This window comes from Corallococcus praedator (assembly GCF_003612125.1).
GTDB lineage: Bacteria > Myxococcota > Myxococcia > Myxococcales > Myxococcaceae > Corallococcus > Corallococcus praedator.
The window spans coordinates 1-14835 of record NZ_RAWI01000235.1 but is presented as its reverse complement, the minus strand read 5'-3'; the positions used below and the strand labels follow the sequence as shown (position 1 = coordinate 14835).

13 protein-coding genes are annotated in these 14835 nt (G+C 71.4%); 5 read left to right on the top strand and 8 right to left on the bottom strand.

Going from position 1 to position 14835, the window contains the following annotated elements:
• The first annotated feature begins 105 nt into the window (after positions 1–105).
• Positions 106–1272 carry an iron-containing alcohol dehydrogenase gene (locus tag D7Y13_RS26320; RefSeq protein WP_120584015.1) on the top strand — a complete coding sequence of 389 codons (1167 nt, stop codon included), beginning with the start codon at positions 106–108 and terminating at the stop codon, positions 1270–1272.
• A 10-nt stretch (positions 1273–1282) separates the two neighbouring features.
• The gene (gene nth, locus D7Y13_RS26315; RefSeq protein ID WP_120535459.1) at positions 1283–1924 is read left to right on the top strand and encodes an endonuclease III; all 642 of its coding nucleotides are present in this window, start codon (positions 1283–1285) and stop codon (positions 1922–1924) included.
• Between the two features lie 8 nt (positions 1925–1932).
• On the opposite strand, the gene D7Y13_RS26310 is transcribed toward nth, so the two are convergent.
• From D7Y13_RS26310 to D7Y13_RS26295, 4 genes are all read right to left on the bottom strand, one after another.
• Positions 1933–2769 (bottom strand): hypothetical protein, encoded by an 837-nt coding sequence (locus tag D7Y13_RS26310; RefSeq protein WP_147444320.1) that lies wholly within the window; start codon positions 2767–2769, stop codon positions 1933–1935.
• Positions 2770–2833: 64 nt separating this feature from the next.
• Positions 2834–3184, bottom strand: coding sequence for a hypothetical protein (locus D7Y13_RS26305; RefSeq protein WP_199732794.1), 351 nt, complete (start codon positions 3182–3184; stop codon positions 2834–2836).
• Positions 3185–3301: 117 nt separating this feature from the next.
• Positions 3302–4327 (bottom strand): AraC family transcriptional regulator, encoded by a 1026-nt coding sequence (locus tag D7Y13_RS26300; protein ID WP_233595604.1) that lies wholly within the window; start codon positions 4325–4327, stop codon positions 3302–3304.
• Between the two features lie 152 nt (positions 4328–4479).
• The gene (locus D7Y13_RS26295; protein ID WP_120584012.1) at positions 4480–5550 is read right to left on the bottom strand and encodes a hypothetical protein; all 1071 of its coding nucleotides are present in this window, start codon (positions 5548–5550) and stop codon (positions 4480–4482) included.
• 165 nt (positions 5551–5715) lie between these two features.
• Between D7Y13_RS26295 and D7Y13_RS26290 the strand changes: the two genes are divergently transcribed.
• Positions 5716–7380, top strand: a complete 1665-nt coding sequence (locus D7Y13_RS26290; protein WP_120535463.1) for a M14 family metallopeptidase — start codon at positions 5716–5718, stop codon at positions 7378–7380.
• Positions 7381–7561: 181 nt separating this feature from the next.
• Positions 7562–10288: a CHAT domain-containing protein gene (locus D7Y13_RS26285; RefSeq protein ID WP_158620387.1), complete on the top strand. Its 2727-nt coding sequence runs from the start codon at positions 7562–7564 to the stop codon at positions 10286–10288.
• 34 nt (positions 10289–10322) lie between these two features.
• On the opposite strand, the gene D7Y13_RS26280 is transcribed toward D7Y13_RS26285, so the two are convergent.
• Together D7Y13_RS26280 and D7Y13_RS26275 are read right to left on the bottom strand one after the other, a co-directional pair.
• On the bottom strand, positions 10323–11228 hold the full coding sequence (locus D7Y13_RS26280) for a cupin domain-containing protein (protein ID WP_147444319.1): 906 nt from the start codon (positions 11226–11228) through the stop codon (positions 10323–10325).
• The gene (locus D7Y13_RS26275; RefSeq protein WP_120584009.1) at positions 11225–12157 is read right to left on the bottom strand and encodes a cupin-like domain-containing protein; all 933 of its coding nucleotides are present in this window, start codon (positions 12155–12157) and stop codon (positions 11225–11227) included. The genes D7Y13_RS26280 and D7Y13_RS26275 overlap by 4 nt, the downstream gene beginning before the upstream one ends.
• Positions 12158–12322: 165 nt before the next feature.
• On the opposite strand from D7Y13_RS26275, the gene D7Y13_RS45850 reads away from it, so the two are divergent.
• On the top strand, positions 12323–12493 hold the full coding sequence (locus tag D7Y13_RS45850) for a hypothetical protein (RefSeq protein WP_158620386.1): 171 nt from the start codon (positions 12323–12325) through the stop codon (positions 12491–12493).
• A gap of 39 nt (positions 12494–12532) precedes the next feature.
• Here the strand turns inward: D7Y13_RS45850 and D7Y13_RS26270 are convergent, their stop codons facing one another.
• Together D7Y13_RS26270 and D7Y13_RS26265 are read right to left on the bottom strand one after the other, a co-directional pair.
• Positions 12533–13522, bottom strand: a complete 990-nt coding sequence (locus D7Y13_RS26270; RefSeq protein ID WP_120535466.1) for a cupin-like domain-containing protein — start codon at positions 13520–13522, stop codon at positions 12533–12535.
• A 75-nt stretch (positions 13523–13597) separates the two neighbouring features.
• The coding region (locus tag D7Y13_RS26265) for a carbohydrate porin (RefSeq protein ID WP_208734493.1) at positions 13598–14835 on the bottom strand (1238 nt) is incomplete at its 5' end.

Below are 14835 nucleotides of genomic sequence, written 5' to 3'. Positions count from 1 at the left end.
CCGCCCACTACCTCACGTGGCGCGACACCGTCACCCCCATGATGGCCGAGCCCCGCACCGCCCGCCGCTACGCCAACCGCTTCCCCGACGACGCGGGCTGGTGACATGCCCCCCGCAAGCTTCGAGTTCGCCACCGCCAACCGCGTCCTCTTCGGCCCCGGCCGCATCGCCGAGGTCCCCGACCTGGTGCGCGGCCTGGGCGGACAGAAGGTCCTGCTCGTCACCGGCGTGAACCCCGCCCGCGCCGAGCCCGTCCGCGCCGCGCTCGAACGCCTGGGCATCCCGTCCGCCTCCTTCCGCGTCGCGGGCGAGCCCACCGTCGACACCGCGCGCGAAGGCACCGCCGTCGCCCTGGAGGCCCGCTGTGACACCGTCGTCGCCCTGGGCGGTGGCAGCGCGCTCGACGCGGGCAAGGCCATCGCCGCGCTCGCCGCCAACGGGGGCGACCCGCTCGACTACCTGGAGGTCATCGGGCGCGGACAGGCCCTGACGAAGCCGTCCCTGCCGCTCATCGCCATTCCCACCACCGCGGGCACCGGTTCGGAGGTGACGCGCAACGCGGTGCTGGGCTCGAAGGAGGCCGGCGTGAAGGCCAGCCTCCGCAGCCCCCTGATGCTGCCCCGCGTGGCCCTGGTGGATCCCGACCTGCTGGAGCACACCCCCGCTGACGTGCTCGCCGCGGGCGGCCTGGACGCGCTGTCCCAGCTCATCGAACCGTTCGTGTCCGTCCGCGCCCAGCCGCTCACGGATGCGCTCGCGCGTGAAGGGATGCAGCGCTCGGCGCGCTCGCTGCGCAAGGCGGTGCTCCACGGTCCCGGTCCCTCGGAGCGCGAGGACCTGGCCCTCGCCAGCCTCTTCGGCGGCCTGTGCCTCGCCAACGCGGGCCTGGGCGCGGTGCATGGCTTCGCGGCCCCGCTGGGCGGAATGCTCGGCGCGGCCCATGGGGCCCTGTGCGCCGCGCTGCTCGGGGCCACGCTGGAGGTGAACCTGGACGCCCTGCGCACGCGGGCCCCGGAGCACCCCGCCCTGCCCCGCTTCCGCGAGCTGGCCGTGCTGCTCACCGGTCAGCCGGAGGCACGCGCCGAGGACGGCATCACCTGGGTGAAGGACCTGGTCCAGGCCCTGCGCATCCGGGGCCTGCGCGCCATGGGCCTTGACGAGGCGGACGTGCCGGGCCTCGTGGCCAAGGCCCGCGCCGCCAGCAGCATGAAGGGCAATCCGCTGGTGCTCACCGATGCGGAGTTGACGTCGCTCGTCCAACGGTCGATGTGAGGGGCCTCCCATGAAAGCCGCTTCGATGATCCCCGTGGTGCTCGAACGTCTGCGCGAGAAGTATCCCGACGCGAAGTACGAGCTGAACTGGAACACGCCCTACGAGCTGCTCGTGGCCACCATCCTGGCCGCGCAGTGCACCGACGAGCGCGTCAACCGCGTCACCGCCACCCTGTTCCAGAAGTATCCCGGTGGCCCCAAGGACCTCGCGGACGCCGACACCGCGGAGCTGGAGGAGGACCTCAAGCCCACCGGCTTCTACAAGCAGAAGACCAAGACGGTGCAGGCCATGAGCCGCGCGCTGCTCGACGACTTCAAGGGCAAGGTGCCCTCCCGCATGGAGGACCTGGTGAAGCTGCCCGGCGTCGCGCGCAAGACGGCCAACGTGGTGCTCAACACCGCCTTCCAGCAGGCCTCCGGCATCATCGTGGACACCCACGTGGCCCGCGTCAGCCAGCGGCTGGGCGTCACGAAGCAGGAGAAGCCGGAGGCCATCGAAACCGACCTCATGAAGCTCGTGCCCAAGGACGACTGGACCTTCTTCGGCCCCGCCGTGGTGCTGCACGGCCGCTACACCTGCATCGCCCGGAAACCGAAGTGCGGCGAGTGCCTGCTCAACGACGTGTGCCCGAAGGTCGGCGTGGCCGCTTAAGGCCCGCTTCACATGTGCGCGAGCACCATCAGCGCCACGATCCAGTCCATCCCGACCTGAAGGACCGTGTACGTGGAGCCGTCGAACGACGTGCCCAGGCCCGCGGCCAGATGGCCAATGGAGCCCGCGAAGACCTTGAAGCCCACCTCCGCGCCCACGTTGAGGGGGGCGCGGCGGTTGTCCAGGGAGGGCCCCACGAGCACCCGGGCGTAGGGCGCGGCCCAGTTCGTCAGGAAGTGCTGGTAGCCCACGGTGGCGTTCAGCGACGACTCCGAGCCGAAGGCGATGTTGGCCCCCAGGGTCAGCCGTCGCGCGCCCAGCCCCATGGGCTGCACGTTCACATCCAGCGAACCGCCCAGGCCGCCCTGCCACGGGATGCGCCAGCCGAGCGCGAACTCCACCGTCGACTTGTCGAGCCCGAGCGCCTCCCAGCGCAGCCGCGATGCCCCCGCGACATCGCCGCGCGCTTCCCGGAGATCCGCGAGCGCCAGCGCGCCCTCCTCCGAGTTCTCCTCGTAGACCTTGCGCAGCGGCGGCTCCGCGCCTTCCAGGTCGCCTTGAGCCATCCGGGACTTGCCCTGGGTCATGCACGCGGACGTCGACCCCATCGCGCACGCCAGCCCGAAGGCCCGGTCCGCCTCCTCCAGCCGGTGATCCACCGTGAGCTGCTGTCCCCAGGCCTCGCACGCCGACACGCGTCCGCCGTTGCACTGCTCTTCCAGCGTGGGGACCCGCGCCTCCATCCCCCCCGTCGTCACGCACGCCACCGTCAACAGGCACGGCAACAGGCACAGCCAGCGACCAGGGGACGCAAGGGGACCACGGAGGGCGGAAACCACGTCCATGGTCGACATTCAAACACAACGCCGGGACACCGTGGGTGTCGACACAGCGCGTCTCGGGCGTGTTTCAGCGCTCCTCGAGCGGCCCCTCCCCGTCGTTGATGACGCCCGGGTTGCGGCCGATGTCCGGCCCGTCCCCGCTGCGCTCGTCGGCCTTCTGTTCCTCGGAGGCCGTGTCGCCCGAACCGCCCACGCCCTCGCGGAAGCCGTCGGCGGCCTCGCGGCTGGATTCGCGGAGGCTCTCCGCGGCCTTGCTCGCGCCGTGCTGGACGTCCTTGGCGGCCTCGCCTACCTCCTGTCCCACCTGGCGGGCGTTCTCGTTGACGGACTGCTGCTGGCGCTCATTGCAGCCCGCCGCGAAGCCCACGGTCCCAATCACTCCCAGCACCACGAGCCCATTGAACCGGCGTGTCCACATGGTGGTCTCCTTGAAGGGGCCCGAGCAGCGCCCCGGCCTCAAGCCAACGTAGGCACGGTCGCTTCCGGACGGAGTCCCGCCTCCCTCCCTGCACGGCCGTCGGGCGACGCCTGCCTGTCAGCCCCCAGCGGCCCGGGCCCTGCGGAAGGCCTCCGGGGACGTGCGCCACCAGCGCTTGAAGGCGCGGTGGAAGGCCGCCGGGTCCGCGTACCCCAGCAGGAAGGACACCTCCGCGATGGACATGCGCCGCTGGAGGTAGCCCTGGGACAGCTCGCGGCGCAGGGACTCCACGATGCCCGCGTACGTGTAGCCCTCCGCCGCCAACTGACGCTGCAACGTCCGGGGCGGCACGCGCAGGGCCCGGGCCACGGCGACGAAGGAGAAGTCACCTCCCGCCAGCGTCCGGCCCACCTGCTCACGCACGCGACCGACCAGGGTGTCCGCCACGGGAAGCCGCTCCAGGGCGCGGCGGGCCTGGTGTTCGAAGACGGCGTGGACCCGCGGATCCGCGTGGACGAAGGGCCGGTCCGCGTCCGCCTGGGAGAACTCCAGGTCGCTGGCCGGCGCGTTGAATTCCAGCGGGCAGCCGAAGACGGCCTCGTGTTCGTCCAGGTTCGCGGGGGCCTCGTGCACGAAGCGCGCGCGCAACGGGCGCACCTGCGCGCCGGTGGAGATGCGCACGCCCTGGGCCAGTTGCGCCAGCGCCACCTCCGTGAGGTGCCGGTGCGCGGGCCGCCACGACGGGCCCACGGGGGTGAAGCGCATGCGCACGCCCTGGGGGGTGTCCTCCACGAGGAAGCGCTCGCCGTCGCCCCACACGCGCTGGTAGCGGCAGCCTCGCTCCAGGGCCTCGCGCAGGTGGGCGCTGGTGGGGATGACGAGCGACGCGGGATCCTCCGCGTCCATCACGTCCATGCCCGCCATGTGCAGCCCCAGGTTGTCATCCCCGCTGAGGGCCACGGCCCGCTCCAGGATGTCATCCAACAGGGCGTAGGGGATGCGAGCTTCGGGGTCGTCCAGGTCCTCCCACCGCAGCCCCACGTCCTGGCAGAGCCGTCCGGCGGGCACGCCCCGCTTCGCCGCCGCGAGCAGTCCCTGCCGGGCCAACCGTGCGGAGAGCGAAGGGGGAGCGGAGGGCGCCACGGCCAGGACGCTAGCGACGCCGTGGCGCGGGCGGCAAGCCGTTCTGTCGCGAAGGGACAGTGCACCGGACACGTGCGGGCGGCCCCCTGTCCTGCATGGCCTCCGTCATCGATGTGCTCGGGACGCCCGTGCGAAGCGCGGCGGCGTGAAGGTCAGTGGCCCGTGTCTTCCGGCGAGTCCGAGTAGGGCTCGTCCCCACCGTGGTCGTCCACGGGGTCCTGGGCTTCATCCGGCACGTCGACCACCGCGTCGTTGTTGTCCGGATCCAGCTCCACCTCTCCGTCCGCATCCACCCCTTCCACGGGCGCATGGATGCCCGCAGGCTTGTCGAACGTGATGCCGGCGTTCTCCGCGTCCGCCCCGTCCGCGCAGCCATAGGGGCTGGTGAAGAGGCGCAGCACCTTCACCTCGTCCCAGTGCTTGTCGTCTTCGAAGATGACGGTGTCGGTGACGGTCTCCGAACCGCCGGGACGCAGGCTGAAGTCCCCCACCAGGCCCTCTTCCAGGAAGCGGTCTCCCGCCGCGACATACGCCCGCAGGCAGCCCTTTCCCGACACGCGCCGGGTGGACAGGTTCTTCACGACGTAGGAGACGGAATAGTTGTCGGAGCTGCCTTCCTGGCTCACCCGGACGTTGGACACCGCGAAGTCCGCCGCCGTCGCCGCCCCCGGGGCCTGGGGGGCCGGCGTGCCTGCGGGGGCGGGCTGTCCCGAGGGCAGCAGTTGGAACCGCTCACTGGTCATCTTGGGGACCCCGGACGAACAGTCATACGCGTCCGCCGTGTACAGCAGCACCGCCTGGGCCTGCTTCCAGTACGCCTCGCTCACGTCCACCCGGTCCTCGAACGTGTCGCTCGTGCCACCCTTCACGGTGATGCCGCCCAGCTTCACCTGATGGATGACCAGGCCCTGGTCGTCGTGCAGCGACAGGCACGCGTCCCCGCGCCCCTGCGCCGTCCCCGGATTGGTGAGCGTGTACGTCACGTCCAGCCGGTAGCGGTTCTTCGTGAGCGTCACGTCCGAGAAGCGCAGCGGCTTCTTCACCCGTGCGACCGTCCCCGCGTCCTGGCTTCCCGCGTCGCGCACGGCCACCGCCGCCACGCCCGCGTCGAGGGCCACGGGGGCTGCGGCCTCCTCCTTCTTGCAACCCGTTCCCCACGCCACCGCGCACCCCAGGGCGAGCACCGCCAGGGTCCGTCCGCGCCGCTTGTCACTCCGAATCATGAAGAACCCCCTCGCGAAGCCGTCCGGCCGGTCTCATACGGGACACCGCCCCGACGCGGCAAGTCAGCCCCCGTCGTGGGCACCGGACGCGAATGCCGGTTCCTCCGCAGCCGCGCACGCGCGTGCTTGACGGCGCCTGCGGGCGGCGTTCGGATGCGCGCACCTATGCCCATCCCCCAGCTGCGCACCCGCGCGGAAGCCACCGACTACCAGGAAACCTCCCGCAGCGCCGACGTGGTCGCCTTCATCGACACGCTCGTCGGCCAGACCAAGCTCGCGAAGCGCGTGGACTTCGGCCAGAGCGGCGAGGGCCAGCCGCTCATCTCGCTGGTCATCAGCGACCGCAACTGCTTCACGCCGGAGCTGGCGCAGAAGCAGAAGAAGATCATCGTGATGGTGGAGGCCAACATCCACGCCGGTGAGGTGGAGGGCAAGGAGACGCTGCTGGGGCTCGCGCGCGACCTCACCCTCACGTCGCTGGGCAAGAAGCTGCTCGACAAGCTCTGCCTCGTCTTCGTCCCCAACTTCAACCCGGACGGCAATGATCGCATCAGCCCGGGAAACCGCGCGCTGGATTTGAAGAACCTGGAGGGCCAGGTGAACCCGCCGGGCGGCGTGGGCACGCGCTACACGGGCGAGGGCTGGAACCTCAACCGCGACAACATGAAGCAGGAGGCCCCGGAGACGCGCGCGCTCGCGAAGCTGTACCAGGCGTGGTGGCCGCACCTCTTCGTGGACTGCCACACCACCGACGGCAGCATCCACGCCTTCGATCTCACCTTCGACGTTCCGCACGGCAACGCGGAGCTCTTCCACATGTCGCGCGACTACAACCGCGAGCTGGCCGAGCGCGTGTCCGCCGCCGTGAAGAAGAAGCACGGCTTCGACAGCTTCTGGTACGGCAACTTCCTCAAGGAGGGCGACCCGCGCTCCGGCTGGCACACCTACCCCGCGCTGCCCCGCTTCGGCAGCCACTACCGGGGCCTGCTGGGCCGCCTGGACGTGCTGCTGGAGACCTACAGCTACATCGACTTCCCGCGCCGCTGCGCCGTCATCCGCGCGTGGGTGCTGGAGCTCATCCGCGACGCCGCCCGCTACGCCAAGGACTACCGCACCGCCACCTCGTTCGAGGAGTCGGCCATCATCGCGCGCGGCAAGACCCCGGACGTGAAGGACCTGGTCGGCATCAACTACGGCGTCCCGCACCGCAACGCGGAGGGCGCGCTGGTGTTCGACTACCCGGCCTACGTGCTGGGCAAGGACATCGCCACCATCAACTCCTTCGACGAGGCCAGCATCGAGGGCCGCCGCTACCCGGGCAAGCGCCGCAAGGTCTACAAGACGCCGCACTACCGCACCTTCGTGCCCACCCAGGCGGTGAGCACCCCGTCCGCGTACCTGGTGCCCGCGTCGCTCGCGTCCCGGCTGGAAGGCCACGGCATCCGCTTCGAGAAGCTCGCCACCGCGCAGCGCTTCCAGGTGGACAGCTACCGCATCACCCGCCGCGAGCAGACCTTCAGCCCGGACGTCGCCGCCAACGTGCCGGCTCCGGGTGAGAACGAGGTCCCGCTCAGCCAGAAGCCCAAGCCCGTGCGCTTCGAGACCATCCTCACCGTCGCCGCCGAGCGCTCCGAGCAGGACTTCCCCGCCGGCACCCTCAAGGTCCCCACCGACCAGCGCACGGGAACGCTCGCGACCTACCTCCTGGAGCCGCACTCGGACGACGGCTTCTGCCGCTGGCAGTTCCTGGACGACAGCCTCACGGTGGGCGAGCTGTACCCCATCCACCGGGTCGTGGAGGCCACGCGCGCCCCCTTGAAGGTGGAATAACCGTCCGGCCACAAACGAACGGCCTCCCTGCGGCTTTCCCCCGGGTCTGTCGGGCCCGGGGGCATTGGCCGTAGACTGCCCTCCGCAGGACCCGCGGAGACAGGCGGGGGCACGCGGGAGGCCCCGGATGACTGGCTTGCAGCAGACGCCCCGAGGCACACGCCGTTCGAGGGGCGCAGGCGTGACGCGTTTGGGATTCGCGGTGGGCCTGGTGCTCTGCGGGCTGCTGGGTTTCGGCGCCGTGCGCGCCTGGAAGCAGCAGGCACCGGCTCCGGGCACCCGGGCCCTGTGGCTGGCGGACCTGCCCACGCGGCCCCTGGAGGTGCGCCTCAGCCTTCCCGCGGCGGACGTCTACCGCCCCTATGCCCCACCGCGTGCGCCGGACACGCTGGCGCGCCCGGTGCCGTTAGGACCGCTGTCCAAGCTGGAAGAGCACGGCGACGCGCACGGGGTCGCGGTCAGCTACCTGCTGCATGGCGACACGGAGCAGGCGCTCGCGCACCTGGGGCGCACCCCGTCCTCGCAGGACCGGGACAGCGATCAGGCCGCAGCCCTCCTCCTGCGCGGAAGGCACGACGAGGCCCTGACGCTGCTGGACGCCACGCTCGAAGCGGCGCCTGACCATCCGCAGGCGCGCTGGAACCGGGCCGTGTTGACGCGCGAGCTGGGCCTGTCGCTCGTCGCCGCGACCACCTTCGAAGAAGTGGCCGCGAGGGCGGAGCCCGGCTGGAGCGAGGAGGCGCGCGAACAGGCCCGGAGCCTGCGCGCCCGCTTCCAGGCGCGGGCCGACGCCTGGAAGGCCACCCGCGAGGCGTTCCTCGCCCGGTTGCGCAAGCCCGACGCACCGCTGCCGGTGGAGGCCTCCGCCCGCTTCCCGGGCCTCGCGCGCGAGCGGTTCTACGACCTGCTGCTGTCCGCGGAGGACGCTGCGCGCGTGCGGGAGCTGCTGCCGCTCGCGAAGGTGTTGGACCATGCGTCCGGGGACACCGCGCTGGAGGCCACCGTGCAGCGGGTGTCCGCGCTGGACTTCACGCGCCGGGCGCCCTTCGCGCGCGAGTACGCGAAGCTGGTGCTCGACGAACACCCCGCGCCCGCGAGCCTCATCGAGCGCCTGCGCCAGGAGGCCACGGCCCGCGACCTGCTCTTGGGCGCGCTGCTGCACACACCGGGCGTGGCGCGCACGCACGACGAGCTGCGAGCCCTGACGCAGGACGTGAGCGACCCGTGGATCCTCTCGCGCGTGGCGCAGGAGGGGGCACGGCTGGACGACCTCGCGGGACACGGGGCCCAGGCCGGAGACCGGCTGCGCGCGGCGCTGTCCGAGTGCCGCGCGCGCAAGCTGCCTCTGCGCTGCGTGGACCTGCTCACGCGCCTGAGCCAGCGCGCGACCGCGTCCAACCGGCTGGTGGAGGGAGAGGAGTCCGCGCGCGCCGCCTGGCAGGAGGCCGCCGCGCTGGGCGAGTGGGAGCGGGAGGGCGCGGCGCTGGTGATGCTGGCCAACGCGACGCGCTTCCAGGTGCGCATCGCGCTGTCGCGGGCGTACCTCACCGAGTCCCTGGCCCGGCAACCCGAGGACTGCAAGGCGCGCACGCAGGCCCACCGCAACCTGGCCTCGCTGGCGCTGATGCGCTTCCGTCCGCAGGAGGCCCGGCAGGAGATGGAGGAGTCCCTGGCGTGCGGGCAGACGCCCGGGTTGCAGGGGGCGTGGATCCTCGCGGACCTCGCGCGGCTGGACCCGCGGCCGTCCGACGAGGCGCGCCTCCGGGCGGAGCTGGCGCGGGTGACGCCGCTGCAGGAGAACGCGGGCCGGCGCGTGCTGGCCACGCTCATCGCGGGTCGCTTCGCGGTGGTCCGCGACTGGCGCACGGGACAGAAGGAGCTGCGCCGCGCCATCGCCGAGGCGGAGCCGCTGCTGCGCACCAACGCGGACGCGAAGGATGCCCGGGTGGTGGCCTACCGGACGCTGGCGGTGAGCGCGGGCCATGCGGGGGCCTTCCGCGAGGCCCTGGACGTGGTGGCCGAAAGCCTCCAGGTGCCCGTGCCGGAGGGCTGCGTGCTGGCCGCCGCGGTGGAGGACGAGCGCACGGTGGCGGTGGTGCGGGGACACCAGGGGCAGATTCGCGGCCACTACGATGCCTCGCGCACGCGGCCCCTGCGCGATGACCTGAAGGGGCTGGTGCCCGAGGAGCTGGTGGACCTCTTGCGCGACTGTCCGAGCGTGTCGGTGCTGGCCGCGCCGCCGCTGGACAGCCGCTCGGGCATCCTTCCGGCGGACCTCGCCTGGAGCTACCGCGTGGGCACGGGGGCCCCTGGGCCGCTGAGCGCGAAGCCCCCCATGCATGTCGTGGTGTCGGACGTGGAGCCGCCGTCCTCGCTGCGGCTGGCGCGGCTGCCCTCGGCGGCGGAGGTGGACCTTGCCGGAGCGCAGCGCCTGCTGCGCCTCAAGGGCACGCAGGCCACGCCCGAGCGCGTGCTGGAGGCGATGGAGCAGGCCACCGACATCGACATCCATGCGCACGGCGTGGTGGACCGCGCGCTGTCGGACGCCACGGTCATCGCGCTGTCGCCGCAGCAGGACGGCCGCTACGCGCTCACCGCGGAGGAGCTGCGCCGCCGACACTTCCATGGCGCGCCGCTGGTGGTGCTGGGCGCGTGCAGCGCGGCCCATCTCCCGCCCTTCCTGCACCAGACCTCCTCGCTGCCCCAGGCCTTCGTCGCCTCGGGGGCGCGCGCCGTCTTCGCGGCCACGGCGGACATCCCCAACGACGCGGGCGCGTTCTTCCGCGCGGTGCGCGAGCGCATCCAGTCAGGCGCGGAGCCCTCCCAGGCCCTGCGCGCCGAGCGGCTCGACTGGCATCAGAAGCAGCCCGGCATGCGCTGGGTGGACAAGGTGCTGCTGTACCAGTAGCGCCTTTCGCGCACTCCCCCCGCGGACAGCCCGCTCAGTCCCGGGGAGGCAGGGGCGACGGCAGCGGCTCCGCGTCGGAGTCCCAGGTCACGTTCGGCTCCGGCAGCGCGAACGCCTCGAACGAGACGGCGACGCCGCCCTCCGGAGCCTTGAAGCCGTACCACCACCCCACCGGAAGCAGCAGCAGCTCACCGGGCGACAGCTCCACGTCCAGGCACAGCGGTGTGTCCGCCTCCTCGGGGGAAGACGCGGCCACGCGCCGCAACTCGAAGGCCGGAACGAGTTGGAGCTGACGCACCCCATGCACCTGGGCCAGCAACACATTGCGCCGCGACGCACGCAGCGGAACCTCCGTCCCCACGGGCTCCCACCACAGGCGGGGCTCACACGCGCGCACGTCCTCCGCCGCGAAGCCACGAGGCGAGGACAGCTCCCGCGCCAGGGACTCCAACCGGGAGTCCTCGAACAGCGGCACGCAGCACGCGTGCCGGGACTCCCGTTCGCCCAGCCGCTCCGCCACACGAGCCGGGGTCCACTCCTGGGATGACCGCAAGGCTGACGGGCCCTCGCGCAGCACCACGGGCAGGTTCTGGAAGTAGTAGCGCTCGAAGAACCCGGCGGGCATCAGCGCGTCATGACGGTCCACCCGGGGCGGCACGTCCGTCTGCTGGAACAGCTCCGCGTACACGTCCAGCAGGCCCTCCAGCTTCCGCTGCATCCCCACCGCGCGAAGGGCCCCCGCGACGAAGGGCTCCTGCTGCTCCGCCTCCACCGCCCGACGCGCCTTCTCCGCTGGCACCCCCGCCTTCTCCAGCGACGCGACCAGCTCGCGCGTCGACGTGCCGCGCAGCAGGTTCTCCACCAGCCACCGCCGCCACTCGGGCGCCAGCGGCGAAGGGTCCTCCCCTTCCACGCCACGTGCCGGACTCGATGGACTCATGGGTGTTCCTCCTGGGGCGTGGCCCCCAGCCAGCCCTCCTGCCAGCAGGTGTTGAGACCGGGGGTCTCCTCGAAGCTCACGAACGTCACGGACAGGCTCGCGTCCAGCGCGCGCAGCGCATGCCACCAGCCCACGGGAATGAAGAGCGTGTCCCCGGGCTCCACCACCACCGTATGCAGGGCCACGCGGGCGAAGTCCGGGAAGCGCGCGGTGTCCGGCGCGAGCACGTCCACCGCGCTGTAGAAGCCGCGCTCGTTCGCCATCCACGGCGTCTCCCACGACGGCGCGAGCCACACCTGCTTGCGGCCCCACACCTGACAGAAGAGGACGTTGAGGTGGTCGTGGTGCAGGTTCGACAGCGTCCCCGCGGGGCCCAGCCACAGGTGCACGCGGTCGGGTCCGCCCAGGTCCGGATGGATGTAGCCCTCCGGCGCACGCAGGTCCTCCAGCAGCGGGCGGAAGGCTTCGCGCAGGAGCAGGCTGTTGCGCGCCACCAGATACATGTCGTTCGTTGGCGCACCGTCGAAGCGGGCCAGCAATTCACGCAACGGCACGTCGCGACGCAGCCTGTCCGCATGGAAGTCAGGCAATGCCTGGGCATCACGTCCCGCCATCACCTCCACCGTTTCATCCCCGAAGCGCTCCGCCATCCACGCGGGCGTCCACCGCTTCATCGCGGGCCAGTCCTCCAACAACCCTTCAATGACGACAGGCCGGTTGCGCCGGTAGTAATCGGTGAAGAACTCCGCTGGAGACAGACGCTGGCGCCGCTCCACCTGGATGCCAGACCGCGCTTGTCGTTGCAGCGCGGAGCGCGTCGCAAGCAATGACTCCAATGCATTCAACCGCGTCGCATGGGTCCGACCTCCACTCACCGCGGGATGTCGCTCGGCTTCGCGAATCGTTTCCCAGACAACTTCTGGCGCCATGCCCTCCGCTTCCAATACAGCCCCAAGCCTCGCGGAAGAAACCCCACGCACAAGGTTCTGCGCGAGCCACGTTTTCAATTCAGGGGGGACAATTGATTTCAGCATCAGCCCCCCCGTGCAGGGCTGAACCTGTTGGGTTGTCCACATCCACCTTGAGCGGACTCCATGACCCCTCCTTCGAACTCGCACAAGATCGTCCCGAATCCCTCTCCGCCCTACCCCGTCGAGGAACACGAGAAGGAAAACCCGCGCCGGCGTCTGCCGCCCGAGCCTCCCGCGCCCACGCCGCCGCCGCCCACGCCGCCGCTGCCTGAAACAGAAACGCAGCCGGCCTGAAATCTCAACGCAACCCTTGCGCGCACGAGGCACGCCTCCTCAACCGGAGGTGTGCCACCGCGCATTGCCTCCCGGCACGTCCAGGGATTGGAATGTCACCGACACGCTCACGTCGAGCGCGTGCACCTGGTGCCACCAGCCCACCGGGATGAACAGCAATTCGCCGGGCCCCAGCACCACCTCGCGCACGTGCGCCGAGCCGAAGGCGGGGAAGCGCGCCAGGTCCGGCGCCGACGCGTCCACCGCGCTCCACACGTGCTCGTGGTTGTAGACGCGCGCCGTCTCGAACGAGGGAATCAGCCAGAAGCGCTTGCGCCCGTGGACCTGGCCGAACAGCACCGAGTCCACGTCATGGTGCAGCGCCGTGCGCGTGCCCGCGGGGCCCACCCACAGCTTGATGCCTCCGGGTGCTGGCCGGGGGTGCAGGAAGCCGGGAGGAAACCGCACGTCGTCCATCAGCCCGCGCAGCTCGGAGCGCTCCAGCGCGAAGTTGCGAGCGGTGAGGTACAGGTCGTTGGTGGGCCCGCCGTGCTCCAGCCGGTGGAGGAAGTCCGCCAGCCGCATCACCGTGCGGCACGCATCCGGGGACAGGTCGTGGTCCGCGCGGGACTCGCGGCCCGTCATGACCTCCACCTCCACGTGGCCGTAATTGCGCGCGAGCGCCTCCGGCGTCCAGTGCGTCAGGAGCGGCCAGCCCTCCAGGAAGTCCTCCAGGATGACGGGCTGGTGCGCGCGGTAGTAGCGCTCCTGGAACTCGTCCGCGGACACGCCCCGCCGCCGCTCCACCCCCACGCCCGCCTGCGCATGCAGCCGGGCGCGCACGTCCAGGAGCGACGCCACCTCCGCGCCCAGGGCCACGTGCCGGGCCCCCGCCTCCACCGCCGGGTGCCGGGCCGCGCGCTCCACCTCCCCGCGCGCGTCGTCCTCGGTCACCCCTTCGGACACCAGGACCCGGGCCAGCGCTTCCGCCGCCACGCCGCGCAGCAGGTTCTCCGACAGCCATGCATGCCACGAGGGTGACAGGGCCATGGGGCCACTCTAGGCCACCCGCGAAGCGGCACGGCAGGGGGGCATCCCCCCACATGCGCCTCCCACCCGAAGCCATCAGAGGCTCAAGGCGCCCTTGAGGCCCAGCACGATGACGTTGCGCGCGTCCTCGTTGGCGCCCGGGTTGATGAACTGGAAGTTGGGCCGCAGCACCAGCCACGGCGTCGCGCGGAGGCTGTAGAACAGCTCGCCCAGGTACTCCGTGCCGGGCACCAGCGTGGTGGGGTCCTGCAACTGCTTCAGCCGCTGGGACGTGACGTACCGGCCATTGGAGTGCGTGCGGCCCAGCGCGAAGCCCACGTCGTCATCCGCCCGGCCGAAGAGGCCCGTGTACGCCAGCCCCGCGGTGTACTGGCTGTCCACGGTGGACGTGTCCCGGTCCGTGTGCGTCAGGCGCACGAAGATGTTGAGGCCCTGCGCCTTGTTCGCGGCGTTCGGCACGTGCGTGAGCTGCTGGCGCGCCACGAAGTACGCGCCATAGCGCCCGCGATGCTCCACGTCGTCCAGCAGCACGTCGCTCGCGTTGGACGTGTCGTACCAGGCGCCCAGCTTGTAGAGCCCCTCCAGCGTCCCCTGGAGGAACTTCGGGTTCCACGCCACCTCCAGCGGCAGCATCACGCCCGTCGCCCCGGAGAAGCGCCCCAGGTAGAAGGACGGATCCAGGTTGCGCGGGTTCATTTCGTACGCGGCGAGCTGCACGTAGGCCACCTTCGCCACGTCCACCCGCAGCCGCGTGCCCCACTGGCTCACCGGCCAGTTGAACCAGTAGTTGCCCACGAGGTTGCCGGGCTGCGCGCTGCAGAAGGACAGGTTCTGGAAGTCGCAGGGGAACTCCGCCGTGTCCTCACCCACCGTGACGCGGCCCAGCTTCAAGTGCACCCGGTCGTCCCAGAAGAGCTGTTCGTACCAGAGCTGCGTGAGGCGCCCCACGTTGCCGCGGCCGTACACCTCCTGCACCAGTTGGAGGTTGCCCAGCTCCATGTCCGCGCCCAGGTCGTTGCCGTTGCGGTGCGTGAAGGTGAACTGGAAGGTGCCGCCCTTCAGCCCCGCCAGCTTCTCCAGGTCGACGCCCAGCCCCACGTCGAGCTGGCCCGCCTGCCGCAGCGCATGGCCCTTGCCGCCCCGCGCGTTGTAGGCCAGCTCCGTCGCGTAGCGGACCTGGAGCGCCACGCCCAGCTCGAAGAGCAGCCCGCGTGCGCCGCCCCAGTCTCCGGTGAGGCCTGGCGGCATCTTCGTCTCGGCCGCGAGCGCCGGGCCCGAACACAGCAGGGCCCACGCCAACGCCCCCCCCACCC

Coding starts and splice junctions, on each gene's coding strand:
- D7Y13_RS26290 (WP_120535463.1), top strand. CDS start 5,716: ATGCCCATCCCCCAGCTGCGCACCCGCGCGGAAGCCACCGACTACCAG.
- D7Y13_RS45850 (WP_158620386.1), top strand. CDS start 12,323: ATGACCCCTCCTTCGAACTCGCACAAGATCGTCCCGAATCCCTCTCCG.
- D7Y13_RS26310 (WP_147444320.1), bottom strand. CDS start 2,769: ATGGACGTGGTTTCCGCCCTCCGTGGTCCCCTTGCGTCCCCTGGTCGC.
- D7Y13_RS26320 (WP_120584015.1), top strand. CDS start 106: ATGCCCCCCGCAAGCTTCGAGTTCGCCACCGCCAACCGCGTCCTCTTC.
- D7Y13_RS26295 (WP_120584012.1), bottom strand. CDS start 5,550: ATGATTCGGAGTGACAAGCGGCGCGGACGGACCCTGGCGGTGCTCGCC.
- D7Y13_RS26280 (WP_147444319.1), bottom strand. CDS start 11,228: ATGAGTCCATCGAGTCCGGCACGTGGCGTGGAAGGGGAGGACCCTTCG.
- D7Y13_RS26305 (WP_199732794.1), bottom strand. CDS start 3,184: ATGTGGACACGCCGGTTCAATGGGCTCGTGGTGCTGGGAGTGATTGGG.
- D7Y13_RS26275 (WP_120584009.1), bottom strand. CDS start 12,157: ATGGCGCCAGAAGTTGTCTGGGAAACGATTCGCGAAGCCGAGCGACAT.
- nth (WP_120535459.1), top strand. CDS start 1,283: ATGAAAGCCGCTTCGATGATCCCCGTGGTGCTCGAACGTCTGCGCGAG.
- D7Y13_RS26270 (WP_120535466.1), bottom strand. CDS start 13,522: ATGGCCCTGTCACCCTCGTGGCATGCATGGCTGTCGGAGAACCTGCTG.